This window comes from Streptomyces sp. NBC_00299, assembly GCF_036173045.1.
GTDB classification, from domain to species: domain Bacteria; phylum Actinomycetota; class Actinomycetes; order Streptomycetales; family Streptomycetaceae; genus Streptomyces; species Streptomyces machairae.
Window position 1 is genome coordinate 397,569 of record NZ_CP108039.1, and the last position, 24,438, is coordinate 422,006.

The 24,438-nt window shown below is 70.4% G+C and carries 22 protein-coding genes and 3 pseudogenes; 16 read left to right on the forward strand and 9 right to left on the reverse strand.

All coding sequences use genetic code 11. The features are described 5' to 3' along the window. Positions 1-88: 88 nt before the first annotated feature. From OHT51_RS01920 to OHT51_RS01935, 5 genes and pseudogenes are all read right to left on the reverse strand, one after another. Complete coding sequence (locus OHT51_RS01920; protein ID WP_328877104.1) at positions 89-2,470, reverse strand: phosphoketolase family protein; 2,382 nt, start codon at positions 2,468-2,470, stop codon at positions 89-91. A gap of 103 nt (positions 2,471-2,573) precedes the next feature. Continuing rightward, positions 2,574-2,684, reverse strand: coding sequence for a hypothetical protein (locus tag OHT51_RS01925; protein WP_328877105.1), 111 nt, complete (start codon positions 2,682-2,684; stop codon positions 2,574-2,576). A 2-nt stretch (positions 2,685-2,686) separates the two neighbouring features. Continuing rightward, positions 2,687-2,998 (reverse strand): hypothetical protein, encoded by a 312-nt coding sequence (locus tag OHT51_RS01930; RefSeq protein ID WP_328877106.1) that lies wholly within the window; start codon positions 2,996-2,998, stop codon positions 2,687-2,689. A 100-nt stretch (positions 2,999-3,098) separates the two neighbouring features. Further along, a pseudogene (locus OHT51_RS43285) lies at positions 3,099-3,347 on the reverse strand (hypothetical protein); the annotation flags it as partial. Then, positions 3,235-4,164, reverse strand: a complete 930-nt coding sequence (locus OHT51_RS01935; protein WP_328877107.1) for an ADP-ribosylglycohydrolase family protein — start codon at positions 4,162-4,164, stop codon at positions 3,235-3,237. The gene OHT51_RS01935 and the pseudogene OHT51_RS43285, both read right to left, overlap by 113 nt. 330 nt (positions 4,165-4,494) lie before the next feature. Here OHT51_RS01935 and ltnD point away from each other — a divergent pair, with 330 nt between their 5' ends. Genes ltnD through OHT51_RS01970 form a run of 7 tightly spaced genes read left to right on the forward strand, consistent with a single transcriptional unit; the run spans position 4,495 to position 11,456 of the window. Then, positions 4,495-5,460, forward strand: a complete 966-nt coding sequence (gene ltnD / locus OHT51_RS01940; protein WP_443052382.1) for an L-threonate dehydrogenase — start codon at positions 4,495-4,497, stop codon at positions 5,458-5,460. A 1-nt stretch (position 5,461) separates the two neighbouring features. Continuing rightward, positions 5,462-6,745, forward strand: a complete 1,284-nt coding sequence (otnK, locus tag OHT51_RS01945; RefSeq protein WP_328877109.1) for a 3-oxo-tetronate kinase — start codon at positions 5,462-5,464, stop codon at positions 6,743-6,745. Next, complete coding sequence (locus OHT51_RS01950; RefSeq protein WP_328877110.1) at positions 6,742-7,434, forward strand: class II aldolase/adducin family protein; 693 nt, start codon at positions 6,742-6,744, stop codon at positions 7,432-7,434. Before otnK ends, OHT51_RS01950 begins: the two co-directional genes overlap by 4 nt. Positions 7,435-7,487: 53 nt before the next feature. Beyond that, on the forward strand, positions 7,488-8,798 hold the full coding sequence (locus OHT51_RS01955; protein ID WP_328877111.1) for an MFS transporter: 1,311 nt from the start codon (positions 7,488-7,490) through the stop codon (positions 8,796-8,798). Between the two features lie 44 nt (positions 8,799-8,842). Beyond that, positions 8,843-9,655 (forward strand): 2-oxo-tetronate isomerase, encoded by an 813-nt coding sequence (otnI, locus tag OHT51_RS01960; RefSeq protein WP_328877112.1) that lies wholly within the window; start codon positions 8,843-8,845, stop codon positions 9,653-9,655. Further along, the gene (gene denD / locus OHT51_RS01965; protein WP_328877113.1) at positions 9,652-10,698 is read left to right on the forward strand and encodes a D-erythronate dehydrogenase; all 1,047 of its coding nucleotides are present in this window, start codon (positions 9,652-9,654) and stop codon (positions 10,696-10,698) included. The genes otnI and denD overlap by 4 nt, the downstream gene beginning before the upstream one ends. A gap of 5 nt (positions 10,699-10,703) precedes the next feature. Next, positions 10,704-11,456 carry a FadR/GntR family transcriptional regulator gene (locus tag OHT51_RS01970; protein ID WP_328877114.1) on the forward strand — a complete coding sequence of 251 codons (753 nt, stop codon included), beginning with the start codon at positions 10,704-10,706 and terminating at the stop codon, positions 11,454-11,456. Positions 11,457-11,774: 318 nt separating this feature from the next. Here the strand turns inward: OHT51_RS01970 and OHT51_RS01975 are convergent. Beyond that, a pseudogene (locus tag OHT51_RS01975) lies at positions 11,775-12,643 on the reverse strand (MBL fold metallo-hydrolase). Positions 12,644-12,699: 56 nt separating this feature from the next. Next, positions 12,700-13,699, reverse strand: a pseudogene (locus OHT51_RS43290) (aldehyde dehydrogenase family protein). 51 nt (positions 13,700-13,750) lie between these two features. Between OHT51_RS43290 and rpmF the strand changes: the two are divergent. The 4 genes from rpmF (at position 13,751) to OHT51_RS02010 (ending at position 16,985) form a co-directional block, all read left to right on the forward strand. Continuing rightward, the gene (rpmF, locus tag OHT51_RS01995; RefSeq protein ID WP_328877116.1) at positions 13,751-13,921 is read left to right on the forward strand and encodes a 50S ribosomal protein L32; all 171 of its coding nucleotides are present in this window, start codon (positions 13,751-13,753) and stop codon (positions 13,919-13,921) included. Positions 13,922-13,928: 7 nt separating this feature from the next. Further along, positions 13,929-15,116: a GTP-binding protein gene (locus tag OHT51_RS02000; protein ID WP_328877117.1), complete on the forward strand. Its 1,188-nt coding sequence runs from the start codon at positions 13,929-13,931 to the stop codon at positions 15,114-15,116. Between the two features lie 139 nt (positions 15,117-15,255). Further along, a complete protein-coding gene (locus OHT51_RS02005) occupies positions 15,256-16,272 on the forward strand; it encodes a permease (RefSeq protein WP_328877118.1) in 1,017 nt (338 codons plus the stop codon). Further along, complete coding sequence (locus OHT51_RS02010; protein ID WP_328877119.1) at positions 16,269-16,985, forward strand: TIGR03943 family putative permease subunit; 717 nt, start codon at positions 16,269-16,271, stop codon at positions 16,983-16,985. The genes OHT51_RS02005 and OHT51_RS02010 overlap by 4 nt, the downstream gene beginning before the upstream one ends. Positions 16,986-17,178: 193 nt before the next feature. On the opposite strand, the gene OHT51_RS02015 is transcribed toward OHT51_RS02010, so the two are convergent. Further along, positions 17,179-18,009: an oxygenase MpaB family protein gene (locus OHT51_RS02015; protein ID WP_328877120.1), complete on the reverse strand. Its 831-nt coding sequence runs from the start codon at positions 18,007-18,009 to the stop codon at positions 17,179-17,181. 232 nt (positions 18,010-18,241) lie between these two features. Here OHT51_RS02015 and OHT51_RS02020 point away from each other — a divergent pair, with 232 nt between their 5' ends. The 3 genes from OHT51_RS02020 to uppS are packed head-to-tail and all read left to right on the forward strand — an operon-like array spanning position 18,242 to position 21,083. Then, positions 18,242-18,775, forward strand: coding sequence for a DUF6230 family protein (locus tag OHT51_RS02020; protein WP_328877121.1), 534 nt, complete (start codon positions 18,242-18,244; stop codon positions 18,773-18,775). Further along, positions 18,772-19,173 (forward strand): DUF6114 domain-containing protein, encoded by a 402-nt coding sequence (locus tag OHT51_RS02025; RefSeq protein WP_328877122.1) that lies wholly within the window; start codon positions 18,772-18,774, stop codon positions 19,171-19,173. The genes OHT51_RS02020 and OHT51_RS02025 overlap by 4 nt, the downstream gene beginning before the upstream one ends. Beyond that, on the forward strand, positions 19,173-21,083 hold the full coding sequence (gene uppS / locus OHT51_RS02030) for a polyprenyl diphosphate synthase (protein ID WP_328877123.1): 1,911 nt from the start codon (positions 19,173-19,175) through the stop codon (positions 21,081-21,083). The genes OHT51_RS02025 and uppS overlap by 1 nt, the downstream gene beginning before the upstream one ends. 278 nt (positions 21,084-21,361) lie before the next feature. Here uppS and OHT51_RS02035 read toward each other — a convergent pair whose 3' ends face one another. Next, complete coding sequence (locus OHT51_RS02035) at positions 21,362-22,105, reverse strand: helix-turn-helix domain-containing protein (protein ID WP_328877124.1); 744 nt, start codon at positions 22,103-22,105, stop codon at positions 21,362-21,364. Between OHT51_RS02035 and OHT51_RS02040 the strand changes: the two genes are divergently transcribed. Next, complete coding sequence (locus tag OHT51_RS02040) at positions 22,014-22,214, forward strand: alpha/beta fold hydrolase (protein ID WP_328884210.1); 201 nt, start codon at positions 22,014-22,016, stop codon at positions 22,212-22,214. The genes OHT51_RS02035 and OHT51_RS02040 overlap by 92 nt on opposite strands. A gap of 510 nt (positions 22,215-22,724) precedes the next feature. Beyond that, a complete protein-coding gene (locus tag OHT51_RS02045) occupies positions 22,725-24,398 on the forward strand; it encodes a TlrC/CarA/OleB/SrmB family ABC-F type ribosomal protection protein (RefSeq protein ID WP_328877125.1) in 1,674 nt (557 codons plus the stop codon). Positions 24,399-24,438 lie beyond the last annotated feature (40 nt).

Consider the following 24,438-nt stretch of genomic DNA (forward strand, 5'->3'; position numbering starts at 1 on the left):
CCCGCGCAGCGACGTTCACTGCGCCCGAAGCAGTTGATGCCGAAGCGAACGGTCCTGGTGGGCGAACTCCGCCCAGGAGCCGGCTAAATCAGGAGTTCCAGGTCCAGTCGGCGACCTCGGGCAGGTCGGTGCCGTGTTCGCGGATCCAGGCGTGGTGGCGGGTACGGGCGTCGGCCATCGACTGGCGTACGGCGGCGGCACGGACGGCGAGGCCGGGGACGCGGTCGATGACGTCCATGACCAGGCGGTATCGGTCGAGGTCGTTGCGGACCACCATGTCGAACGGCGTGGTCGTGGTGCCGGACTCCTTGTAACCACGTACGTGCAGGTTCGGGTGGCCGGTGCGGCGGTAGGCGAGGCGGTGGATCAGCCACGGGTAGCCGTGGTAGGCGAAGATCACCGGCTTGTCGGTGGTGAACAGGCCGTCGTACTCGAACTCGGTCATGCCGTGCGGGTGCTCCTCGCGCGGCAGCAGCCGGGTCATGTCGACGACGTTGACCACGCGCACGGCGAGTTGGGGCAGGTGACGCCGGAGCAGTTGGGCGGCGGCCAGGACCTCCTGGGTGGGCACGTCGCCGGCGCAGGCGAGGACGACGTCCGGTTCGGCGCCGTTCTCCGTGCCGGCCCAGTCCCAGATGCCGGCGCCGCGGGCGCAGTGGGCGCGGGCGGCGTCCATGGACAGCCAGTCGAAGCAGGGCTGCTTGCCGGCCACGATCACGTTGACGTAGTCGCGGCTGCGCAGCGCGTGGTCGGCGACGGACAGGAGGGTGTTGGCGTCCGGCGGCAGATACACCCGCACGACCCCGGGGCTCTTGTTGAGGACGTGGTCGACGAACCCGGGATCCTGGTGGGAGAAGCCGTTGTGGTCCTGCCGCCACACGTGCGAGGTGAGCAGGTAGTTGAGGGAGGCGATGGGGGCGCGCCACGGAAGCTCCCTCGAGGTCTTCAGCCACTTGATGTGCTGGTTGACCATCGAGTCGACGATGTGCACGAAGGCTTCGTAGCAGGAGAACAGTCCGTGCCGGCCGGTGAGGAGGTAGCCCTCCAGCCAGCCCTGGCAGAGGTGTTCGGAGAGGATCTCCATCACCCGGCCGTGCCGGTCCAGGTGCTCGTCGACCGGAAGGGTCTGCGCCTGCCAGGCCTTGCCGCTGGCGTCGAAGACGGCCTGGAGCCGGTTGGAGGCGGTCTCGTCCGGGCCGACGACGCGGAAGTCGCGTCGGTGTGCGGTGTCCTTCATGACCTGCTCGAGGAGGTCGCCGAGGACCCGGGTCGGTTCGTGGAGGGTCGTTCCGGGCTTGTCGACGGGCACGGCGAAGGCGTCCAGCGGCCGGATGGGCAGGTCTCGTAGGAGGAGGCCGCCGTTGGCGTACGCGGTGGCGCCCAGGCGCCTGGAACCGTCGGGAACGCAGGCAAGGACGTCGGCGGCGGGTCGGCCGTCCGGGTGGAACAGTTCCTCAGGCCGGTACGAGCGCAGCCATGCCTCCAACTGCCGTAGATGCTCCGGGTTTTCCCGTACGCCCGCGAGCGGGACCTGGTGGGCCCGCCAGGTTCCTTCCACCGGCAGGCCGTCGACCTCGGCAGGGCCGGTCCAGCCCTTCGGCGTGCGCAGCACGATCACCGGCCAGTGCACGCGCTCGGCGACGCCGCCCTCGCGGGCGGAGCGCTGCATCAGGGTGATGCAGTTCAGCGCTTCGTCGAAGGCTTGGGCCATCGCCCGGTGGACGGCGGCGGGATCGTCGCCGGTGACATGGATTGGCTCGTGGCCGTATCCCCGAAGCAGCGCGTCGAGTTCGGGCTCCGGCAGGCGGGACAGCACGGTCGGGTTGGCGATCTTGTAACCGTTGAGGTGCAGGATGGGCAGGACCGCGCCGTCGTGGACCGGGTCGAGGAACTTGTTCGAGTGCCAGGAAGCGGCCAGCGGTCCGGTCTCCGCCTCGCCGTCGCCGATGACGCATGCGACGAGCAGGTCCGGGTTGTCGAAGGCGGCGCCGTAGGCGTGGGCGAGCGAGTAGCCGAGCTCGCCGCCTTCATGGATGGACCCTGGCACCTCCGGCGCCACATGGCTCGGCACACCCCCCGGGAAGGAGAACTGCCGGAACAGCAGCTCCATCCCCTCCGCGTCGCGCGACACGTCCGGGTAGATCTCGCTGTAGCTGCCGTCCAGCCACGAGCCGGCGAGTACGGACGGACCGCCGTGCCCGGGGCCCCACACGCACAGCGCGTCCAGCCCGCGCGCCTTGATGACCCGGTTGAGGTGGGTGTACACGAGGTTCAGCCCGGGCGAGGTGCCCCAGTGGCCCAGCAGCCGGGGCTTGATGTGCTCCGGCTTCAGGGGCTCGGTCAGCAGCGGGTTCGACATCAAATAGATCTGTCCCGCGGCAAGGTAGTTGGCGGCCCGCCAGTGGGCATCGAGCGTACGCAGTTCGCCGTCGGAAAGTGCCGTGGCGTTCTGGTGTTCCACCTTGGACATACGGAGACTCCGGAATTCGTCGATTCAGGTCACAGGGCCGTGAAACTGGAAGGGTCAGCCGCAGGACGGCGACCCTGTCGAGCAGGGCGTCCTGCCCGAATGCTCACCCCCGCTCGGGCACGATGGCGACCGGACAGGCCGAGTGGTACAGCACTCCGTAGGCCACCCGGCCCAACTGAAGCCTGAAGTGTCGGTGGTGACGCTCGGCGCCCACGATCAGGAGGCTGGGGCACCGTGCGAGGCGTCCGCGAAGTTCCAGGTGATGCCCTGGACCGCAGGCCGGTCAGTTTCGACATCGGCGGAGAACGTCGCGCGGCGCCTTTTCCAGTACCTCCACCGCTTCCAGTACCTCCACCGCCTGCTCTCATGCATGCGGGCAGGTTCCCCGGCGATCACAGGGTCGTCGGTGGTCTCGTGTGAGAGGCACCGCCAGGCCCGTACCGCGTCCAGGACCGCCCCCCGCCGCCGCGCCTCGGTTGCGGCGAAACACACCGCCGACGCCGCTGGGCTCCCGCCGACGCCGACCACGATGCGGCTGTGCGTTCCCAGTCGGACCTAGCCGGACCCGGTTGTCGTCGCTGTCGCCGACGACGGCCATCGGGCAATGCGCGTGCCCGGCGACGGTCAGGCTCACCGACCCCAGCAGCGCCTCGGTGATGCCGCCGCGACCGCAGGTGCCGTCGCCAGCCAGGAGACGCTGCGGCCCTCCCGCACCCGGGCGCATTCGAGCTCCTCGGGCAGCGTGAGCGTGGAGACCGAGCTGTTCAGCCTCCGAGGCGGTGTGCGAGGCGGAGCAGATCTGCCAGGTGCAGCACCCGCCCGTCGGACCCTGGGAGGGGGACATGGAGCGGCTGGGTCCAGCGGGCGGGGATCGCATCCAGCCCGTAGTACGCCCCTGCGAGGCCGCCGGTCACCGCGGCGACGGTGTCCGTGTCACCGCCGAGGTCGATCGCCGCGCGTATCGCGCCCTCGAAGCTGGTGGTGGTGCGCAGGGCCCAGACGGCTGAGCCCAGGCAGGGCCAGACGGCACCGTTGAACTCGGTCGCCTGATCGGGGTGCCAGTCGGGCGCGAGGACCCTGGCGTAGCGGGCGTGGTGGTCAGGGTGGACGAGAGCCAGGATGTCCGGGAGCGCGGTGAGGGGGTGGGTGTCCTCGAACGTGACGCGGATGAGTTCGTGGAATATCGCGGTGCCTTCCCAGGCCGCGCGGTCACCGTGGGTGAGGGCAGCGATGCGGTGGGCCGCGTCCATGGTGCCTTCTTGGCCGGCGGGCGCGAAGTGGACCGCGGAGGTCGATGCCCGCATCAAGGAGCCGTTTCCCGCTGCTCGCTGGTTGACCTGGAAATGGATCGCGGCGGCGAGGTCCCAGGGCATGCCGTTGGTGAGGACGTCTTCGGTCTGCAAACCGATGTCCTTGGGTTCTGATGCCGCCCACAGCTGGAAGCGGGCGAAGATGTCCGGCAGATCCAGTCCGCCCCGCTCCAGCAGGGACTCCGCGACGAGGACGGCCATCTGCGTGTCGTCAGTGGCCTCGCCGGGGTCCCAGCCACCACCTCCGCACATCTCGCCACCGGCACCAGGCGCGGGAAACCGCGCAGAGAACGCTCCCTGGGGACCGAACTCGAAAGGGCCGCCCAGGGCGTCACCCACCGCTGAGCCGACGACCACGCCGGCGGCCCGCTGAATCCGCTTCATTCGCGCACGTTATCTGCGCCGCAGCGACGGCCGCGCGGGGCTATTCCTTTCGGCTTCCCGAACCAGCGGAGTGTCCACGTCGAGGTTTGTGTCCCCGTACGGACGTCCGTCTGATGCGCCCTGGTCGACGAGGCACAGGCGCCCGTGCCCGCCCTGCCTCAGGACCCCGACCGCGATCCCGCATTCATGTGACCGGCATCACAGTATGCAGGAAGTCCATCCTCAGGTCATCATATGACCCGATCGCCGCACGACCGGGGCGAGCAAGCAACGCCGCGCGCGGTACGAGACCGGCCGCGCCCGGTGAGAGAGCCGCACAGCAGGACGAGGATGGGCATGAACGACCAGCAGAGGCCAGACAGGTCGGCACGGCCGCGCGTGGGCGTGGTGGGGCTCGGGGCCATGGGTCTCGGTATGGCACGCAGCCTGCGCGGCGCGGGCCACGAGGTGGGGGTCCACGACCTCCGACCGCAGGTGGCCGCGGACTTCGCCCGGGGCGGCGGCACCGCGTACGCCTCCCCCGCCGCCCTCGCCGCCGAGACGGACGTCCTCGTCGGCGTCGTGGTCAACGCCGCGCAGGTCGAGGCCGTGCTGTTCGGCCCCGAAGGCGCCGCCGACCGACTCCGCCCGGGTGCCGTCTACGTGATGTGCTCAACGGTCGACCCCGGCTGGTCCGCGGAGCTGGAGGGGCGGCTGGCCGAGAAGGGCGTGCTGTACCTGGACGCCCCCATCTCCGGCGGCGCCGTCCGCGCGGCCGCCGGTGAGCTCACGATGATGACCTCCGGCTCCCCCGCCGCGTACGCACTCGCCGACCCGGTCCTGGAGGCCATGAGCAGCACGGTCTACCGGCTCGGCGAGCGGGCCGGGCTCGGCTCCAAGGTCAAGATCGTGAATCAGCTCCTCGCGGGCGTGCACATCGCGGCGGCGGCCGAGGCGATGGCCCTCGGCATCAAGGCCGGGGTCCCGGCCGAAGCCCTGTACGAGGTCATCACGCACAGCGCGGGCAACTCCTGGATGTTCGAGAACCGCATGGCGCATGTGCTCGCCGGGGATTACACACCGCTGTCCGCAGTCGACATCTTCGTCAAGGACCTCGGGCTGGTGCTCGACGCCGCGCGACCCGACAGGTTCCCGCTCCCCCTCGCCTCCACCGCGCACCAGATGTTCCTGCAGGCCTCGGCTTCCGGGCTCGGCGGCGAGGACGACAGCGCGGTGATCAAGATCTTCCCGGGCGTGGACCTGCCGAAGCCGGCCTGCCTCCCGGATCCGACGGACCTGCCCAAGGCGGAGGGCTGACATGGGAATCCGACTCGGCTGCCTCGCCGACGACTTCACCGGCGCCACCGACCTCGCGAACAACCTCGTGCGTGCGGGCATGCGCGTCGTCCAGCTGATCGACGTACCGGAGGACCGGATCGACGGCCAGGCCATCGACGCCGACGCCGTCGTCATCGCCCTCAAGTCGCGGACGACCCCCGCGTCCGACGCCGTCGACGCCTCACTCCGGGCCCTCGCCTGGCTGCGGTCCGCCGGCGCCGAGCAGATCTACTTCAAGTACTGCTCCACCTTCGACTCCACCCCCGCGGGCAACATCGGCCCGGTCACCGAGGCGCTGATGGACGCCCTGGGCGCGGACTTCACGATCGCCACTCCGGCGTTCCCCGACAACGGCCGCACTGTCTTCAAGGGCCATCTCTTCGTCGGTGACGTGCTGCTCAGCGACAGCGGGATGCGGCACCATCCGCTCACGCCGATGACCGATTCCAACCTCGTGTCCGTACTGCGGGCGCAGACCGGGCGGCCCGTCGGTCTCGTCGACCACACTGTCGTCGCGGGCGGCGGCGATGCCGTCCGGACCCGGTTCGACGAGTTGCGCAAGGAGGGTGTCGGGGTCGCGATCGTCGACGCCGTGTCCAACGACGACCTCGTGCGGCTGGGCGAGGCCGTACGGGACCTGCCGCTGGTGACAGCCGGTTCCGGACTCGCGATCGGGCTGCCCGCGAACTGGGGCTTCGAGCCGTCCGCCGCGGCCGCGCAACTGCCGTCGGCCGACGGGCATGCCGCCGTCGTCTCCGGCTCGGTGTCCGACGCCACGAACGGGCAGGTGCTGGAGTTCCTGCGCACCGGACGGCCCGCCTACAGCGTGGGCCCCCTGCGGATCGCGGCCGGTGAGGACGTGGCCGGGCAGGCGCTCGCCTTCGCCGATGCGCACCTCGCGGACGGGCCGGTCCTCGTCTACTCCACCGAGGCACCCGATGCGGTACGGGCCGTCCAGGGCCGGCTCGGTGCCGCCGAGGCCGGTGAGCTGGTGGAGCGGACACTGGCCCGCGTGGCGCGGGGCCTCGTGGACCGCGGGGTCCGCCGGCTCGTCGTCGCGGGCGGCGAGACCTCGGGCGCCGTCGTCCAGGCGCTCGGCATCACCCGGCTCCGTATCGGACCGCAGATCGCACCCGGGGTGCCGTGGTGCGCGGCGACGCTGCCCGGCGGCGACACCCTCCACATCACCCTCAAGTCCGGCAACTTCGGCGGCCCCGACTTCTTCACAGACGCGCTGGCCCTCCTGGACGGGGAGGCGTCGTGACCGCCGACTTGACCACGGACACCACACCGGACACCACCGTGGACGCCGCGCGCCGCGAGATCGTCCGGGTCGGCACCAGCCTGTTCGCCCGGGGATACGTGCACGCCAGCGCCGGAAACATCAGCGCGCGGGTCGGCGACAGCCACCTGATCACGCCCACCGACGCCGCCCTCGGCTTCCTCGACCCCGACCGGCTCGCGCTGGTCGACGCCTCCGGTGAGCAGGTGGCGGGCGACCGCGCCAGCAAGACCCTCGCGCTGCACCGGCGCATCTACGAGGCCGACCCCACGGCCCGGTTCGTCATCCACACCCACTCCACGCACCTGGTCGGGCTCACCCTGGCCGGTGTGTGGCACCAGGACGACGTGCTCCCGCCCATCACGCCGTACTACGTGATGAAGGTGGGGCACGTTCCGCTCGTCCCCTACCACCGGCCCGGCGATCCGCGCGTGGCCGACCTGGTGACCGCCCGGATCGCCGACCGGGCGGCGGACGGCACCCCGATCAGGGCCGTGCTGCTGGAACGTCTGGGCCCCGTCGTCTGGGGTCCCGACCCGGCCACCGCCCTCACCGTCCTCGAGGAACTCGAGGAGACGGCCCGTCTCTGGCTGATGACCGATCGTCGCCCTGAGCCACTGCCCCGTCACGCGATCGACGAACTGAGGTCCACGTTCCGAGCAGCGTGGTGACCAGCCCCCACCCCGTCAGAGAATCCCCTGAGCCGCTTACGAAGGATTGCTCCATGTCCCTGTCTGCGACGACGGACGAGGCCACCCCCGACCTCGCCCGTGAGAACGCCGTCTTCCGCAAGGTCGTACGACGCATCGTCCCCTTCCTGATCCTCTGCTACGTCTTCTCGTACCTGGACCGCGTCAACGTCGGCTTCGCCAAGCTGCAGATGTCGGACGACCTCGGGTTCAGCGAGGCCGCGTACGGCCTGGGCGCCGGTCTGTTCTTCATCGGCTACTTCCTCTTCGAGGTGCCGTCGAACCTGATGCTGCAGCGCATCGGCGCCCGTACCTGGATCGCCCGGATCATGATCACCTGGGGCCTGGTCTCGGCGTCGTTCATGTTCGTCAACAGCGAGACCACGTTCTACGTGCTCCGGTTCCTCCTCGGTGCCGCGGAAGCCGGCTTCTACCCGGGCGTGATCCTCTACTGCACCTACTGGTTCCCCTCGCACCGGCGGGCCCGGGTGATCGCGCTGTTCATGTCCGCGATCCCGGTCGCCGGCATCTTCGGCAACCCTCTCTCCGGCTGGATCATGGACCGTTTCCAGGGCGTGAACGGCTGGCAGGGCTGGCAGTGGATGTTCCTGCTGGAGGCCATCCCGGCGCTGATCATCGGTGTGGCGACGCTGTTCTACCTCGACAACGGAGTGCGCGACGCGAAGTGGCTCAGCGACGAGGAGAAAGGCATCGTCTCGCGGGCGATCGCCGAGGACGCCGCGCACCAGACCGTGCACGGCAAGGTGTGGGACGCCTTCCGCGAGCCCAAGGTGTGGCTGATGTGCCTCATCTACTTCTGCTTCGTGATGGGCCAGTACGCCCTGACCTTCTGGATGCCCACCTTCGTCCAGTCCACCGGCATCGAGGGCAGCCTCGCGATCGGTGTGCTGAGCGCCGTGCCGTTCCTTGCCGCGCTCGTCGCGATGAACGTGTTCGGGCGGTCCGCGGACAAGCTCCGTGAGCGCCGCTGGCACCTGGTGATCCCGTCGCTGATGGGCGCCGTCGGCTTCTCGCTCGCGGCGAGCTGGTCCGGGTCGACCGCACTGTCCCTGGCCGCCCTGTCCTTCGCCGCGGCCGGTGTGCTGACCTGTGCCCCGCTGTTCTGGTCGTTGCCGACCGCGTTCCTGGGCGGCACCGCCGCGGCGGCCGGTCTCGCCGTCATCAACTCGGTGGGCAACCTGGCCGGCTTCGTCAGCCCGTACATGATCGGCGCCCTCAAGGACGCGACCGGTTCGACCGAGCTCCCGATGTACGTGCTGGCGCTCAGCCTCGTCGTCGGCGCGGGCGCTGTCCTCACCACGAAGAAGCAGATCGTCAACCGCTAGCCGGGCCGGATCGTCAACCGCCGGCCCGACCGAGGAGCCACACCATGCCGAGGTTCGCCGCGAACCTGTCGATGATGTACACCGAGCACGAGTTCCCCGACCGTTTCGCCGCGGCCTCGGCGGACGGCTTCGAGGCCGTCGAGTACCTCTTCCCGTACGCCTACGAGGCCGCCGAACTGCGCCGCCTGCTCGACGAGAACGGCCTGCGCCAGGTCCTCTTCAACGCACCGCCCGGCGCCTGGGACGCCGGCGAGCGCGGCACCGCGGCGCTGCCCGGGCGCGAGGCCGAGACCCGCTCCGGGATCGAACGGGCCCTGGAGTACGCGGCGGCCCTCGGCAGCCCCCGGGTGCACGTGATGGCCGGACTGGTCGGGCCCGACGCCGTGCCCGCGGCCCGGGACACGTACCTGGCCAATCTCACCTGGGCCGCCGAGAAGGCCGCCGCGGTCGGCGTCGACATCCTGATCGAGCCGATCAACGGCCGTGACATGCCCGGCTACTTCCTGAGCCGGCAGGCCGAGGCGCACGCCGTGGTCCAGTCGGTGGGCGCGCCGAATCTCAAGGTGCAGCTCGACCTCTATCACTGCCAGATCGTCGAGGGTGACCTCACCACGACCCTGCGCCGGGACCTGCCGACCGGCCGGGTCGGCCATCTGCAGATCGCGGGCGTGCCCGACCGCCATGAGCCCGACCAGGGCGAACTCGCCATCGACCATCTGTTCGCCGTCATCGACGAGCTGGGCTTCGACGGCTGGATCGGCTGCGAGTACCGCCCCCGGGCCGGTACGAGCGAAGGGCTCGGCTGGTTGAAGAACAACCTGCACGTCCGAGGATTCCGAGGAGAAGAAACCGCATGAGGATCGTCATCACAGGTGGCTTCGGCTTCCTGGGCCGCCGGGTCGCCGCCGCGCTGCTGGAGCGCCGGGCGTTCCGCGGGGCGCCCGTCGACCGGCTCGTCCTCGCCGACCGGTTCGTCCCGCTGGAGGCGCCCGAAGCGGCCGACCCATTGGTCGACATCGTGCAGGGCGATCTGGCCGACCGGATCGGCGAGGTGTTCGCGGAGCCGGTGGACGTGCTGATCCATCTCGCCTCCGCGGTCTCGGCCGAGTGCGAGGCCGACTTCGACCTCGGGATGGGCGCCAACCTGGACACGACCAGGGCGCTGCTCGACGCCGCGCGGGCGCAGTCGGCCACCGGTGGGCCGACGGTACGCGTCGTGTTCTCCAGCAGCGTCGCGGTGTACGGCTCCGACCCGACGCTGCCGCTGCCGCGGGTGGTCAGCGAGGCGACGCTGCCGACCCCACGGTCGAGCTACGGGACGCAGAAGCTGCTCTGCGAGCAACTCGTCGCCGAGTACACGCGGCGCGGTTTCCTCGACGGGCGGGTGGCCCGGCTGATGACCGTGTCGGTGCGGCCGGGGAAGCCGAACGCGGCCGCCTCCGGCTTCCTGTCCGGGATCGTCCGCGAACCACTCGCGGGCCTGCCGGCGACCTGCCCGGTCGATCCCGCCCTGCGGGTGGCCCTGGCCTCGCCGCGGCGCACCGTCGAGGGCATCCTGCGCATCGCCGAGGCCGAGCGGGGCTCCGGTCCGGGCCGGATCGACGGCGGGCTGCCGGTGAACCTGCCTGCGCTCACGGTGTCCGTCGCCGACATACTGGCCACACTGCGGCGGGTCGCCGGGGACTCGGTCGCCGACCTGGTGACGATCTCACCCGACCCGGCGGTCGAGGCCATCGTGGGCTCATGGCCCGCCGAGTTCGACAACGCCCGCGCCGCCGCCCTCGGCCTGGAGCCCGACCCGAGCTTCGAGTCGGTGGTACGCGACTACATCGAGGCGCACCCGGAGGCGGTCGTCGAGCCGCTCGCGGCGAGTTCGACGGGGCCTGCGCCGATAGACTGAACACCATGTTTTCCAAGGTGAGCGGTCCCGTCCGGCTCGCGGATCAGGTCGCCGCGATCCTCGCGGAGGAAATCGAGTCCGGACGGCTGGCCGAGGGCGACAAGCTGCCGACGGAAGTCGAGCTGGTCAAGCAGCTCGGCGTCAGCCGTACGGTGGTGCGCGAGGCCGTGTCCCGGCTCCGCAACGCGGGCCTGGTCGAGCCGCGCCAGGGCCGCGGCGTGTTCATCCTGCCGCGCCGCACCAGGCCGCTCGACCTGGAGGCCGAGGCCGCCGACACCAAGTCCAAGGTCCTGCAGATCGTGGAAGTGCGGCGCGCGATGGAAGGCGAGGCCGCGTCCCTCGCGGCCACCCGCGCCACGGCCGACGACCTCTCCCGTATGCGGGCGGCCCTGGACGCGATCGACGCTGCGGTCGCGGCCGGCGGTGACGGTGTGGAGGAGGACCTGGCCTTCCACCGATCCATCGCCGAATCGACCGGCAACGCGGTCATGGTCTCGACCATGCGGTACCTGGGCGAGGTCATGCGCAGCGGCATCCGCGTCACTCGCGCCAACGAGGCCCGCCGCGGCGACTTCATCGAAGAGGTGCGCAAGGAACACCACGCCATCTTCGCGGCAATCGGCACCGGCGACCCGGACGCGGCCCGCGCCGCCGCGCTGACCCACATGAAGCACGCGGCCTCCCGGCTCCAGGACGCGGACGAACGGTTCTGGACGGAGACCGAGGACCTGGCCGTGGACCTGGACGCCGCTCGCTGAACGGGTCAATGGCCGCTTGCCCGTGGTCGCCCACGAGTCGCCTGCACGCCCCGGTCCTGCCCATGCGGGGCTACTCTCAGGGGCTCGCTCTCGCCGAGCGTGCCGAGCCCGTCGGCGTTCAGCTTCGCCCGGGCCGTTGGGCTGAACCTCGAAGCTGAGATTCGCGGACCGGATGTAGCTCCAGTCCAGCGGACCGGATCTAGCTCCAGTCCAAAGGCGGCTCCCGCCCCACAGTCTTCAGTCCCGTCGACGACGAGACCGCCGAGAGATGGGAGCGTTTGCATGCCTCTCGGCCTGACCCTCGCCGAACGATCGCGATCACGCCGTGAGGAACGGCTCCGTCAAATGCGGCGTCGCCAGGTGGAGCGTGGTGGCGGTTTCGCGGCCGAGCATGCGCTCCCTTGAGTGCCTGGCCGCCTCAGGGTCCGCCTCGTGCGCGTAGGCGAGCTCGGGGTGGAGCAGCTGCAGCGCGTGCACCAGGAGGTCGCCGGTGACGAGCGCCAGCTCGCGCCACTCGGCGACCAGCACGCTCTGGTGTCCGGGCGTGTGACCGGGCGTGGCGACCGCGCGCCCGGCGCGCAACGGTGTGTCCCCGTCGAGGAGCCGGAGCCGGCCGGCGGCCGCGAGCGGATCGGTGAGGGTCTCACGAAGCTGCGGGTTGAGCGCGTCGAGGGCGTCGAACTCGGCCCGCTGGAGCAGGTATTCGGCGTTCGGAAAATAAGGGCGGCGGCCGCTGGTCGCACCGCCGGCCGAAGCGTTGCCGTCCACCGCGCCGCCCGCTGATGGGACGGCCGCCTCGGTCACGACCGCCCACCCGACGTGGTCGGTGTGCAGATGTGTGAGCACCACGGTGTCGACCTCGGCCGGGTCGATGCCCGCGGCGGCGAGGGACTCGGGAGCGCACCGGGCACGGGCGCCCACGAGCCGGCCGGGCTGTCCGCCGGACCGATCCCGGCGTCCACGACGGTGAGGCCTTTGTCACCGCGTATCGCGTACGCGCGGAACTGGAGCCGCCAGCGGCCCTCGGCGTCGACCGCGCCTGGATCGTAGCGGTCGGCCTCGGCCCACTGAGCGGCCGTGGCCTCGGGGAAGGCCTCGGCGCGCGGGGAGAAGAACGGGCCCTCGCCGTCGGCGAGGGCGATGATCTCGGTCGAGCCGATCCGGAGGCGGGGAACGCGGAGGGACATGGCCGTGATCCTGCCATGCCTTCCACGCCTTCCACCCGGCTTTCCCAGCTCCCGTGTCAGCACCCGTGGTTGTACATGACGTGCTTGGTCCGCGAGTAGTCGTCCAGGGCGTAGACCGACAGGTCGCGGCCGTAGCCGGAGCCCTTGAAGCCGTCCCAGGGGACCTCTCCGACCAGTACCAGACGGGAGTTGACCCAGACGGTCCCGAGGTCGAGCCTCGCCGGGATGTCGTGACTGAGGCGGGCTTTCTCCGTCCACACCGACGCCGACAGAGCGAGCGGGACGTCGTTGGCCCGTCGTACCGCCTCCTCTCGTCGGCGAAGGTCTCGACCGTGATCACCGGGCCGAAGATCTCCTCGCGGGCGACCTCGGTGCCTTCGGACACGTCAGTCGAGACGGTCGGGGCGATGAAGTAGCCGGGGCCGTCGAGAGACTGCCCGCCGGTCGCCACTCGGACGCCGTCCTTCTTCGCGCGCTCCAAGTACCCGCACACGCAGTCGAAATGGCCTTGGAGACCACGGGACCGACTTCCACGTCCTCGCCGCAGGTCGGCTTGCCGACGACCAACGCCTCCACCTCGTCGACGAGTTGCTCGACGAACCGCTCGGCGACCGACTCGTGGACCAGTGCGCGACAGGCGACGCCGCACTCCTGGCCCGAGTTCCAGAAGCCCGCGACGCGCAATCCCGAAGCCGCAGCGGCCAGATCGGCGTCCGGGAACATCACCACCGGTGCCTTGCCGCCGAGTTCGAGGTGGACGCGCTTGAGGCTCTCGGCGGCGGCCCGGGCCACGGCGCGGCCGCTGGCGACCGAGCCGGTCAGGGCGATCATGTCGACGTCCGGATGCTCGGCGAGCCGGGCGCGGGCGGTCGCGCCGTAGCCGCAGCCGGCTAGCGAGTCGGGCACGGGTACCGAGTCGACGCGAGCATCCGGTGCGCACCCTCGCTCGATCCGTCCGGCGCCCCTCGTCGATCCGGGACAGTGGCGTGGTACCGCCACGGGAGGGCACCGCGCGGGATCCGTCCGGGTGCGCGAGGGCATCAATCGTAATGACATCCATTTTCATGTATCGTCTGCCTCGCTCGCCGATCGCACCCGGAGGTCCTCATGGCCGTACCCAAACGCAAGATGTCGCGCAGCAACACCCGGCACCGTCGCGCGCAATGGAAGGCCACGACGCCGCAGCTGGTGACGCTCACGGTGGACGGCGTGCCGTACCGCATCCCCCAGCGGCTGGCCAAGGCGTACGAGCGTGGCCTGCTCCGCCCCGAAGGCTGACCCCGGCATGACCTACGCCCCCTCGCGGCGCCTTCCCGTCACCGTGCTGTCGGGATTCCTCGGTGCCGGAAAGACCACTCTGCTCAACCACGTCCTCGGTAATCGCGAGGGTCTGCGCGTCGCCGTCATCGTCAATGACATGAGCGAGGTCAACATCGACGCCGCCCTCGTGCGCGGCGGCGAGGCCGCTCTGTCCCGCACCGAGGAACGTCTGGTCGAGATGACCAACGGGTGCATCTGCTGCACCCTGCGCGACGACCTGCTGGAGGAAGTGGACCGACTGGCGCGCGAGGGGCGTTTCGACTACCTCCTCATCGAATCCTCCGGTATCTCCGAACCCATGCCGGTGGCGGCCACCTTCGCCTTCGCCCGCGACGACGGCGCCACCCTCGGCGAACTGGCCCGGCTGGACACGATGGTCACGGTCGTGGACGCCGCCAACTTCCTGCCCGAGCTGGCCGGAGGTGACGAACTGGTCGAACGGGGCCTGGACCAGTACGAGGACGACGAACGCACTGTCAGCGACCTGCTGATGGACCAGATCGAGTTCGCCGACGTCATGGTCCTCAACAAGCTCGATCTCGTCGACGCCGCGTCCGCCGACCGGCTGCGGGCCACCTTGGCACGGCTCAACCCCGCCGCCCGCGTGGTGCCGGCCGTACGGGGCCGTGTACCGGTCGGCGAGGTCCTGGGTACCGGCCGCTTCGACCTGGAGCGAGCGCAACAGGCCCCGGGGTGGGTCAGGGAACTCAACGGTGACCACGTTCCCGAGACGGAGGAGTACGGCATCTCCTCGACCGTCTTCCGCTCCGGAACACCCTTCCACCCCGGGCGGTTGTGGACGTTCGTGACGGAGGCATTGGACAGCGGCGCCTACGGGCAGGTTCTCAGGTCCAAAGGCTTCTTCACCCTCGCCAGCCGACCCCGTGTGACGGGACTGTGGTCGCAGGCCGGTTCGGTGGCGCGCTTCGAGCCTTCCTCCGCTCGTGACACCGACAGCCCTTACGCCCAGGAACTCGTCTTCATCGGAACCCAGCTGGACGCGGAGCCGCTGCGGGCGAGCCTGACCGGTTGCCTCATGCAGGAAGGCGAAGCCCTGCCCGCTTCCGACCCCTTCCCCGCCTGGGACACCTACGGTTTCGACGAGAGCTGCGCGCACGAGCAAGACCCCCTCACCACCGTGACGGGGCACTGAAACTCCAGGCCATCTCGACCGTCCAATTCGAGTTGGTGCGCTCATCTCCGGTAGACGGCCGCAGCAGTGCGTGGCCCTGCGCCCGGGCCCGGTATGTTGATCCGCACTTGTGAACGACATGTGATGTGCCGGAGTGGGGATGCAGGAGACTCAAGTTCGAGCTCAAGAGGCTTCGGCGCCTACCGGGCAGGCAAGTCCCGGCTGGCCGCGGCACTGGCCGCTCCTGCTACTGGGTGCCGCCGTGCTGCCCGGTACGGCGCTCTACCTCGTCGGGGGGTCGGCGGAGACGCCGGTGATGCAGGCCTGGCGGACGGTCGCGCTGGCCGTGATCGTGCAGGCGGTTCCATTCCTGCTGCTGGGCACGGCGCTGTCCGGGGCGATCAACGCGTTCGTGCCGGCATCAGTGTTCACCCGACTGCTGCCGAAGCGGCCGGCACTGGCGGTCCCGGTCGCCGGGGCCGCAGGGGTGGTTCTGCCGGGTTGTGAGTGCGCGTCGGTGCCGGTCGCGAACAGCCTGATCGGACGCGGGGTCACGCCCGCCGCCGCGTTCGCGTTCCTGCTGTCGGCGCCGGCCGTCAACCCGATCGTCCTGACCGCCACGGCCGTCGCCTTCCCCGGCCGACCCGAGATGGTGCTGGCGCGGCTGCTCGCCTCGCTCCTTGCGGCCACCGCGATGGGCTGGCTGTGGCTGTGGCTGGGCAAGGAGGAGTGGCTGCGGCCGACCGTACGGCACACCGGGCACCAACACGGACACAGCCGCTGGACGGAGTTCCGCAGCGGCTTCCAGCACGACTTCCTCCACGCCGGCGGCTTCCTGGTGCTGGGCGCGCTGGCCGCAGCCACCTTCAACGTCGCCGTGCCTCCTTCGGCCCTCGACACGTTCGCCGACTCGGCCTGGCTGTCGGTGCTCTTCCTGGCGGCACTGGCCATCCTGCTCGCGGTCTGCTCGGAGGCGGACGCGTTCGTGGCGGCCTCGCTGTCCGGTTTCTCGCCGGTCGCGCGGCTGACGTTCATGGTGGTCGGCCCGATGGTCGACGTAAAGCTGATCGCCCTGCAGGCTGGCACGTTCGGGCGGGCGTTCGCGGTCCGCTTCTCCGCCGCGACGACGGTGGTGGCCATCGTGTGCAGCGCGCTGATCGGAGGAATGCTGCTGTGAAACGGCCCGTACAGGTGCTCCTGCTCGTCCTCAGCGGTCTCGGACTGCTGCAGGCATCCCTCTTCACCGACGTGTTCCTGCGGTATGTAAAGCCGGGCATGCGCCCGCTGCTGATCGCCTCCGGGGTCGTCCTGCTGGCGCTGGGGCTGGCGGAGGCCAGGGCGGCGTACCGCAGCGCACGAACCCACGAAGCGCACCCGACGCCCCACGTCGCCTGGCTGCTCTTCCTTCCCGCACTCAGCCTCCTCTTCCACGCCCCGCCGGCGCTCGGCGCCTACACGGCGGCCCGGGAATCGCCCAGTGTCGTCGAACCGCAGGACGCACGGGACGAGGACTTCAACCCGCTGCCCGCGACCTCGCCCCTCCCCATCACCCTTCGCGACTTCACAAACCGTGTGCAGCAGGACCGCACCCGGGCGATCAAGGGCAGGACCGTACTGATGACGGGCTTCCTGACGCCGGCCGGGGAGGGCGACCGCTGGTATCTGACCCGATTGTTGATCAGCTGCTGTGCCGCAGACGTCCAGTCGGTGAAGGTGCGCGTGTACGGGGTCACGGCGCCGAAAGCGGACACCTGGGTGTCGGTGACGGGCGCCTGGCACCCCCGCGGCACCCTGGGCACGAGGTCCGCCGAGGTCGCCCTGGATGTCCGTACCGTGAAGAAGGTGGAGCGCCCATCGAACAGCTACATGGACGCGCTTCCGCTTGCCTGATCGTGCGTGGCGGACCGCGCCATATGCCGCAGCTGGCAGGGATTGCCCGATGAGGAACAGGCTGCCGCGCTGGAAGAGCATGCCCGCTTCGCACATTCCGGGCTGCCACGAGCGGTCGTCCTCGGCCTGACGCCGCTGGTCGGGGTCCGGGCTCGACATGCGGGCGGTCGGTGTGCCCTTCGATCGGGCTCTGTCAGCGGTTGTGAGAGCTACAGACGCTGGCGCTGTACGGCACACGCCGCCAGGGAACGGCGTTGAGGGCACGGGCGAGGCCACGGGCCAGGTTTGAGTACGCGCGGTTGGCGGGGGGCAGGCCGATGGCGGCGAGGGCTTCGAGAGGCAGCAGGGCTACGGTCATCCTGGTCAGGTGGGGGAACAGCACCCGTCCGAAGGCCCGGAAGCACGCGGCAGCGAGCGGCAGGCCGGAGACCGGCCGGGGTGGGGTCAACGGGGCCGGGCCGAGGAGGTGCTGCACGGGTTCGGTGTGTTCGAGGGAAGTCAGCGTGGCGGTGAAGTAGGCGGTGAAAGCGTCGAGGTCGGGCGGGAGTTCCTCATCGCGCAGACCCAGGCACCGGCCGACACGGAGCCACTGGCGGTACAACTGCCTTCGGTCCTCGGCGTCCAGTGGCCTGCCGCGCAGATCCCACAGGGTGAGGATGCTGTCGAGATAGGTGGCGTGCACCCACAGGAACAGCTCGGGCCGCAGGGCGTGGTAGGGCCGTCCGTGGCTGTCGACGCCGTGGATGTCGCGATGCCATCGCCTCAGTTGCCGGCCGAGCCGTTCACCGTCGGCCGGATCCGCGTGGGCCAGGCGCTGGAGGTGGGCCAGCGTCCGGTAGCCGCGCTGCCAGAGGTCGGTGCGGTAGACGGAATGCTGGGCCACACCGGCCCCCACCGCCGGGTGCGCCACCTGCAGCAGGATGGCGCGAGGAAAGACCAGCAAGAAGGACCACTGTCCGATGGAGCGTCCCAGCAGGGACTCCGTCCCCGTTTCGGCAAGCGGTTTGGTCGGTCGGCTCGTCATCGCCCGGTGAACTCCCCCAGGGCCGGGACGTCACGGGCCCGGAGGTGACGTTCAACGGATAGTGTGATGGCCGACACTCCTGGTAGCAGGGCTCGTTGGGCCGCTCGTGATCTTTTCCGATGACCCCGAACCGTCTCATTGCCGCGAGAAGCCGCAGCGGCCCGGCCGGGCAGGCAATCGTCCGCGAACGGGACGTACGAGCAGGGTGCGCTTCGTCGTCGCATTGACGCCCATGTTGGTCAGCGCCTCCGTGCTGCTGGCCGGGAACGCTGCGGGGATGGTGTCCATGGCCTTCGCCGGACAGGTTCCGCTCACCGTGCACGCGGAGCGCGTGTCCGGCTCGAACGTGACTGCCTCTCCTGGCGTCTCGGGCCGGGGCGGTGTGCTGCCGGCCCTGGTCACCCGGCTGGAGAAGGGCGAGGTCAAGAACGCCTGCACCACGTCCACCGCACAACTGCCCGTCGTCGGTCCGGTCACGGTCACAGTGCGCATCGGGCGAGCGTCGGCCGCGGGCCTGTCGGTGGAGACGCACATGGCCACGGCCGAGTCCGTGACGCTGACGGGCGCCCGGCTGAACACACCGCAGCTGTCGCCGCAGAAACCGACCGGGCTGTTCTCCGTGGGCGCACAGAACGTCGACGGGCGCCGGGTGACGACACAGCCGCATGCCTTCACGGCCGGCACGATCACCGCCCACGAGATCGACATCGCCGTCAACCGCGGGACTGGCGGCTGCCACAGCGGGAAGGCCAAGGGAACGTCGTGACAGCCATCGTCAGCGACAGTGATGTGAGCCGGTGGCGGCTCTGGTGCGGCCACCGCCCCTTCCTGGCCGGCCTGCTGCTCGGGCTCGGCGGGCTGGAACTCATCTCCGTCTCCTGGGCCGGACTGGGTTTCCTGCAGTTCACCGGCCTCGCCGGCGCGTCCTCCTGGGCCGTGGGCGCTCTGCTGCTCGCGTCGGGAGCGACCACCTGGTGGAACCCGGCGCTGCGCCACTTCGCCGGTGTGCTGGCCGGCGTCCTGTCGCTTGTCAGCCTGATCGCCGCCAACCTCGGCGGCCTGCTGGTCGGCTTCCTGCTTGCCGCCCTTGGCAGTGCCCTGGCCCTCGCCTGGGTACCGCCCACAGCAGCCCACGCCACCGATGACGAAGGTGGGGCGAACTGATGCCTGCCGGTCCCCGCACGATCGTCGGCGACGTCTACCGGCGCGGCGGCATCCACGACCCCTTGCTGCGCCGCGGCTTCGAGGTATGCCGTCGCGCCACACGCGACACAGGCGAGATCGAGTACGCCACGTCCCTGCTGCTGCCTCCGCCACTGCGTCTGGCCACATGGGCCTTGTACGGGGCAGTGCGTGCCGTGGACGACCTGGCCGACGCCACCGACGGCAGCGCTGAGGACCGCGCCCGGCGGTTGGAGGCGTGGATCTCGGCGTTCGACGCGGACCTGCGCGACGGCCGCAGTACCGACCCCGTACGGCACGCACTCATCCACACGACGCAGACCTGGAACCTGTCGACCGCGTTCCTGCACACCCTCTTCGAGGAGCTGCGCCAGGACGTCCACGGGCGCGAGTTCGCCACCTGGCAGGAATGGCGGCGCTACTCCAGCCTGATCAACACCCCCCTCGTGCTGCGCACGGCCTCTCTGCTGATCAGAGCGGCCGGTCTGCCCCTCGAACCGGAGACGATGGCCGCCGGCGCGCCCGAAGCGGCCGTGGCCTGGCAGTCGGTGGTGGACGCCATCTACCTCACCGACGCCCTCGTGGACCTGGCCCCCGACCTCACCCGTGGCCACGTTCCACTCCCAGCCGAGGCGCTGGAGGAAGCCGGGGTACGCCGCGAAGACCTGCTCGCCCGGCGCCCCACCCCGGCCTTCGAGCAGATGGTTCACCAACTCACCGACAGGGCGCGCCAGTGGTTCGACCGGGCGGTGCTGCCGCCGGTCCTGCATCCGGCGGTAGGCATCGCCCTGGGCACCTACCGCGACCTGTACCGGCTGCGGCTCGCCACGGCGGCCGACATCCCCGGAGCACTGCTGCACCGTCGGCCCGCCCTGCCCTGGCAGCAGCGTCAAAGGCTGCTCGCCCCCGCCCGGGCAAAGGCAGCACTCGCCTGGAGCCTGTTCCCCTTCCCCCTGCGCCCGTCACCGGCGTCGGAGACCGGCGAACCACCCCCTACGGACGCCAGGCAGAGTCTGGCCCAGGCAGTGCGCTCGATCGGCGAGCAGCAACGGCCGCTCGCCGAACCGGACCCCCACCCGTCCGGCGCCCGCCCACCCCAACTCCCCGCCGACGCGACGCCCCGCCACGTCGCAATCATCATGGACGGCAACGGCCGCTGGGCCACCGCCCGGGGCCTGCCCCGCACCGAAGGTCACCGGGCAGGTGCCGAGGCGCTGATCGATGTCGTCCACGGCGCACTCGAAATCGGCCTCAGCCACCTGACCGTCTACATGTTCTCCACCGAGAACTGGAAGCGCCCTGCCGACGAACTGCAGGCGCTCATGCGCGAGATCCCAGCCGGCCTGCGCCGCCTGTACGACGGCACCAGGCCGCTGGACGTACGCGTGCGGTGGGCCGGAGTGCCCACGGGCCTGCCCCCCGACGTCATCGAAACCCTCACCGAAGCCGAGCGGACGACCCACACCCGCTCCGGCCTGACCCTGACGGCATGCGTCAACTACGGAGGGCGCGCCGAGATCACCGCGGCCGCAGCCAAACTCCTCCAAGAGGCATCCACCGGCGACATCCACCCCGGCGCCCTGTCCGAGCACGCCTTCAGCCGCTACCTACATGTACCTGAACTGCCCGATGTCGACCTGCTGCTGCGCACCGGCGGCGACATGCGCACCTCCAACTTCCTGCCCTGGCAGGCCGTCTACGCCGAACTCATGGTCCTCGACACCCGCTGGCCCGACTTCGACCGGCGCGACCTGTGGAAAGCGATCGAACAGTACACAGCCAGAAACCGCCGCTACGGCTCCGTCCCACGCCTCCCCCACCCCCGCCCCGCGCCCGTCCCGGACCATCGCCACAACGCGGCAGCGGCAAGCGGGACATTGAGGGAGGGGTAGAGAGTAAGGAACACCAGCACCGTGCACGCCGACCCGCCCAGACGTTCCCCCAGCGAGGCAGCCCTGTTCGGCGGCTGACCGATCAGTCCCGGGCCCTTTCGCTGCCGTGGCATTCGCAGCATTCAGCGGGGCGATCAGACCTCCTCGTCCCCATACCGATGGCCCGTCGCAGATCTCAGTGGCCTCGCCTGTCGTGCCCTAGCGCTCCTCCAGGAGCACCGCAGCGATGGCATGGAGCTACCCCTGAATCGCATGCTCGGCCCTTGGCTCGGGGGTCTTCAGCGAAGCCGGCAGCCATGGGATCGACGGCAACCGTCGGATCTGAGCCGTCTCGGAGCTGTCTTCCCACGCTGATCGACCGGTGGGGCGGGCCGTGCGGCCATACTCGCCGTACTCGCGCTGCCGCGCTTGAGCGGAGTAGTGCCGGGGGAGCGAGGACTCTCCCAGCTCGTCCTGGAGCACGCGGATGTCTTCCTCACCTTGAATGTTCCGTGGTCCCGGCAGGCCCGGTCCAGATCCTTCAACGTCTGCTGAAGCACGTGAGAAGGCGCCGCTTTCAACCATGCGTGGTCCCGTTTGGCTTCGGCCAGCTCGGCGGCCTGGGGCACGTAGTTCATCCACACCCCGCGCCGCCGGTACTGGCGGCGCTGGTCGAGTCCGGTGTTCCACACCGCGCGGCAGATGTTCCCAAACTCCTCACACATTGCAGCCTGCCCGGCAGTGAGCTTGAGCCGGTACCTGCGGCCGGAAAGCACGAGAACACCCCCTCTCGAAGCAACGTGATCACCATAGTGGAGGCCACTGACAACGCAGTGAACTCCGCCGCTGCGCGGCTCCGTTGCGAGGAAGAGCCAACCCGGCCCTGAAGGACGGAGTCTGCGCTCAAGAGAACCGAACAGGCAGGCGGACACCCCCGCGTACGAGCACCTGCTGGGTGGCATGTCCCTTCCGGTACGCCTCCTCTGGGGTCGCGAGGATCGCATCCTCCCCCCGAAGTACGCCGAATGGCTGCACCAGCGCATCCCACACGCTGAGCTGCACTGGATCGAGGGCGCGGGCCACCGTCTCCAGGAGGACGCACCGGGGCAGCTGTTGGCTCATCTCACCGCCGGGTTCCCCACAGACAGGTGAGGTGGGCCGGCGGAGCGGATCCCCGGACGGGAATCACTGCGGTCCGGGTCGTCGAGTCGTGCGGCTTCCTTCACACGCGCCAGAGCCGCTGGACCGGACAGGTCGAGGGGCGGCTGCCGCAGTGGATACGCACGTACGGGGGCAGGTCTTGGACACCCGGATGTCGACGGCCGGGCCCTCCGCGGCCTCGGTGATCCTCCGCTTGCGTCCCGGCCCACCAGATGCTCCGGCCATGCAACCCCGAGCAGTTGAAAGGCTGTAGCCAGCGCAGCGCCATGACCAGCACCCGCCTCCGTAAGGCGGCGCCACAACGATGACACCCACCTACGTGACGAGACGTATCGTCTTGCCAAAGTCTCCACCATGTCGTACCGTCCTCCGCATGGGTTCCCTGTGAGAAAGCCGGCGCCGACGGCGTAGAGCACCGCTCCGCCATCGCCGCGCCCCACCGTGCCCTCTCATCCACCCGATCCGGCCCGGGGCGAAGCCCGCGGCCAGGAGGACCCATTCATGCACTGCTCACAACTCACCCTTCACCACGTCACCAAGCGCTATCCCGGCCGCACCGTCCTCGACCAGGTCTCTTTCACCCTGAAGCCGGGTGAGAAGGTTGGGCTCATCGGTGACAACGGCTCCGGCAAGTCCACCCTTCTGCGGCTGATCGCAGGCCAGGAACGCCCGGACAACGGCGAGTTGATCGTGACCGCCGCCGACGGCATCGGCTACCTGCCGCAGACCATCCCCCTGCCCCCGACCCACACCGTCCAGGACGCCGTCGACCTGGCCCTCGCGGATCTGCGCGCACTGGAGGCCGAGCTGCGGCAAGCCGAGCAGGCGCTCGGCGACGGCGCGGACCCGACGGCGCTCGCCACGTACGCCGCTCTCCTCGAACGCTTCGAGGCGCGCGAGGGCTACGACGCCGACCACCGCGTGGACCTCGCCCTGCACCATCTCGGCCTGCCCGCGCTCCCCCGCGACCGGCGACTCGGCACCCTCTCCGGCGGCGAACGCTCCCGACTGGCCCTGGCCGCCGTTCTCGCCGGCCGTCCGGAGCTGCTGCTCCTGGACGAGCCGACGAACGACCTGGACGACCATGCCGTTCAATGGCTGGAGGCGCAGCTGCGGGCACACCGCGGCACTGTGCTCGCGGTCACCCACGACCGCGTCTTCCTGGAGCGCCTGACCTCAACGGTCCTGGAGGCCGAGGCGGGAAAGGTCACGCGGTACGGAGACGGCTACGCCGGCTACCGCACCGCCAAGGCCGCGGAACGCCGCAACCGGCTCCAGGAGCACCAGGAGTGGCGGGCCGAACTGGCCCGCAACGAGCGGCTGGCGGCCGGCCATGGGGTCCGCCTCGACGGCATCCCGCGCAAGACCCCGCTGGCCAACTTCGGCCACGGCGGCTTCCGGGCCCGCGGCCGGGCGCACGGCGCGATGGCCCGTATCCGCAACGCGCGCGAGCGGGTCGGCCGGCTGACGGCGAACCCGGTGGCGCCGCCACCGCAGCCGCTGACCTTCACCGCGCGCATCGGGACGGCGGGGGACGGCACAGATACGTCAGCGGCGGAGCTCCCCTCCGTACAGCTGTCGGACGTACGCGTAGGACACCGCCTTCACCTGGACTCCCTCACCCTCGGCCCTTCCGGCCGGTTACTGGTCACCGGCCCCAACGGCGCGGGCAAGACCACGCTGCTGAAGCTGCTCGCAGGTGAGTTGCGGCCCGACGAGGGCTCGGTGCGGGTGCCGGGTCGGGTGGGCCATCTGCGCCAGGACGAGACGCCCTGGCCGTCGGACCTGACGGTGGCGGAGGCGTTCGCGCTGGGCCGTGTGGGCTCCGCCGACGAGCACGCGGACGCCCTGCTGGCCCTCGGCCTCTTCCGCCCGGCGGAACTCCGCCTCCGCATCGGCGAGTTGTCGTACGGCCAGCGCCGCCGCGTGGAACTGGCACGGCTGGTCACCGAGCCCGCCGACCTCCTGCTGCTCGACGAGCCGACGAACCATCTCTCCCCCACGCTGGTCGAAGAACTGCAGGCCGCGCTGGCCCATTACACGGGCGCAATCGTCCTGGTCACACATGACCGCGCACTGCGGGCACAGTTCCGGGGCGAGCGCCTGCACCTGCCGGACAGGGCCAAGGTCGGCCAGGTATGCCCCGCCGTTGATCCGTACTCAGGAGCGATGTGATCCCTCGATAGTGAGTTCTTCTGCTGTCGCGCCCGGTCTG

What these genes read in the sequence shown, in the direction of transcription:
- uppS (WP_328877123.1), top strand. Translation starts at nt 19,173, where the DNA reads ATGCCTGCCGGTCCCCGCACGATCGTCGGCGACGTCTACCGGCGCGGC.
- OHT51_RS02015 (WP_328877120.1), bottom strand. Translation starts at nt 18,009, where the DNA reads ATGACGAGCCGACCGACCAAACCGCTTGCCGAAACGGGGACGGAGTCC.
- OHT51_RS02000 (WP_328877117.1), top strand. Translation starts at nt 13,929, where the DNA reads ATGACCTACGCCCCCTCGCGGCGCCTTCCCGTCACCGTGCTGTCGGGA.
- OHT51_RS02045 (WP_328877125.1), top strand. Translation starts at nt 22,725, where the DNA reads ATGCACTGCTCACAACTCACCCTTCACCACGTCACCAAGCGCTATCCC.
- OHT51_RS02005 (WP_328877118.1), top strand. Translation starts at nt 15,256, where the DNA reads ATGCAGGAGACTCAAGTTCGAGCTCAAGAGGCTTCGGCGCCTACCGGG.
- OHT51_RS02035 (WP_328877124.1), bottom strand. Translation starts at nt 22,105, where the DNA reads ATGCGCTGGTGCAGCCATTCGGCGTACTTCGGGGGGAGGATGCGATCC.
- OHT51_RS01935 (WP_328877107.1), bottom strand. Translation starts at nt 4,164, where the DNA reads ATGAAGCGGATTCAGCGGGCCGCCGGCGTGGTCGTCGGCTCAGCGGTG.
- denD (WP_328877113.1), top strand. Translation starts at nt 9,652, where the DNA reads ATGAGGATCGTCATCACAGGTGGCTTCGGCTTCCTGGGCCGCCGGGTC.
- OHT51_RS02020 (WP_328877121.1), top strand. Translation starts at nt 18,242, where the DNA reads ATGTTGGTCAGCGCCTCCGTGCTGCTGGCCGGGAACGCTGCGGGGATG.
- OHT51_RS01970 (WP_328877114.1), top strand. Translation starts at nt 10,704, where the DNA reads ATGTTTTCCAAGGTGAGCGGTCCCGTCCGGCTCGCGGATCAGGTCGCC.
- ltnD (WP_443052382.1), top strand. Translation starts at nt 4,495, where the DNA reads ATGGGCATGAACGACCAGCAGAGGCCAGACAGGTCGGCACGGCCGCGC.
- rpmF (WP_328877116.1), top strand. Translation starts at nt 13,751, where the DNA reads ATGGCCGTACCCAAACGCAAGATGTCGCGCAGCAACACCCGGCACCGT.
- OHT51_RS01920 (WP_328877104.1), bottom strand. Translation starts at nt 2,470, where the DNA reads ATGTCCAAGGTGGAACACCAGAACGCCACGGCACTTTCCGACGGCGAA.
- otnI (WP_328877112.1), top strand. Translation starts at nt 8,843, where the DNA reads ATGCCGAGGTTCGCCGCGAACCTGTCGATGATGTACACCGAGCACGAG.
- OHT51_RS01955 (WP_328877111.1), top strand. Translation starts at nt 7,488, where the DNA reads ATGTCCCTGTCTGCGACGACGGACGAGGCCACCCCCGACCTCGCCCGT.
- otnK (WP_328877109.1), top strand. Translation starts at nt 5,462, where the DNA reads ATGGGAATCCGACTCGGCTGCCTCGCCGACGACTTCACCGGCGCCACC.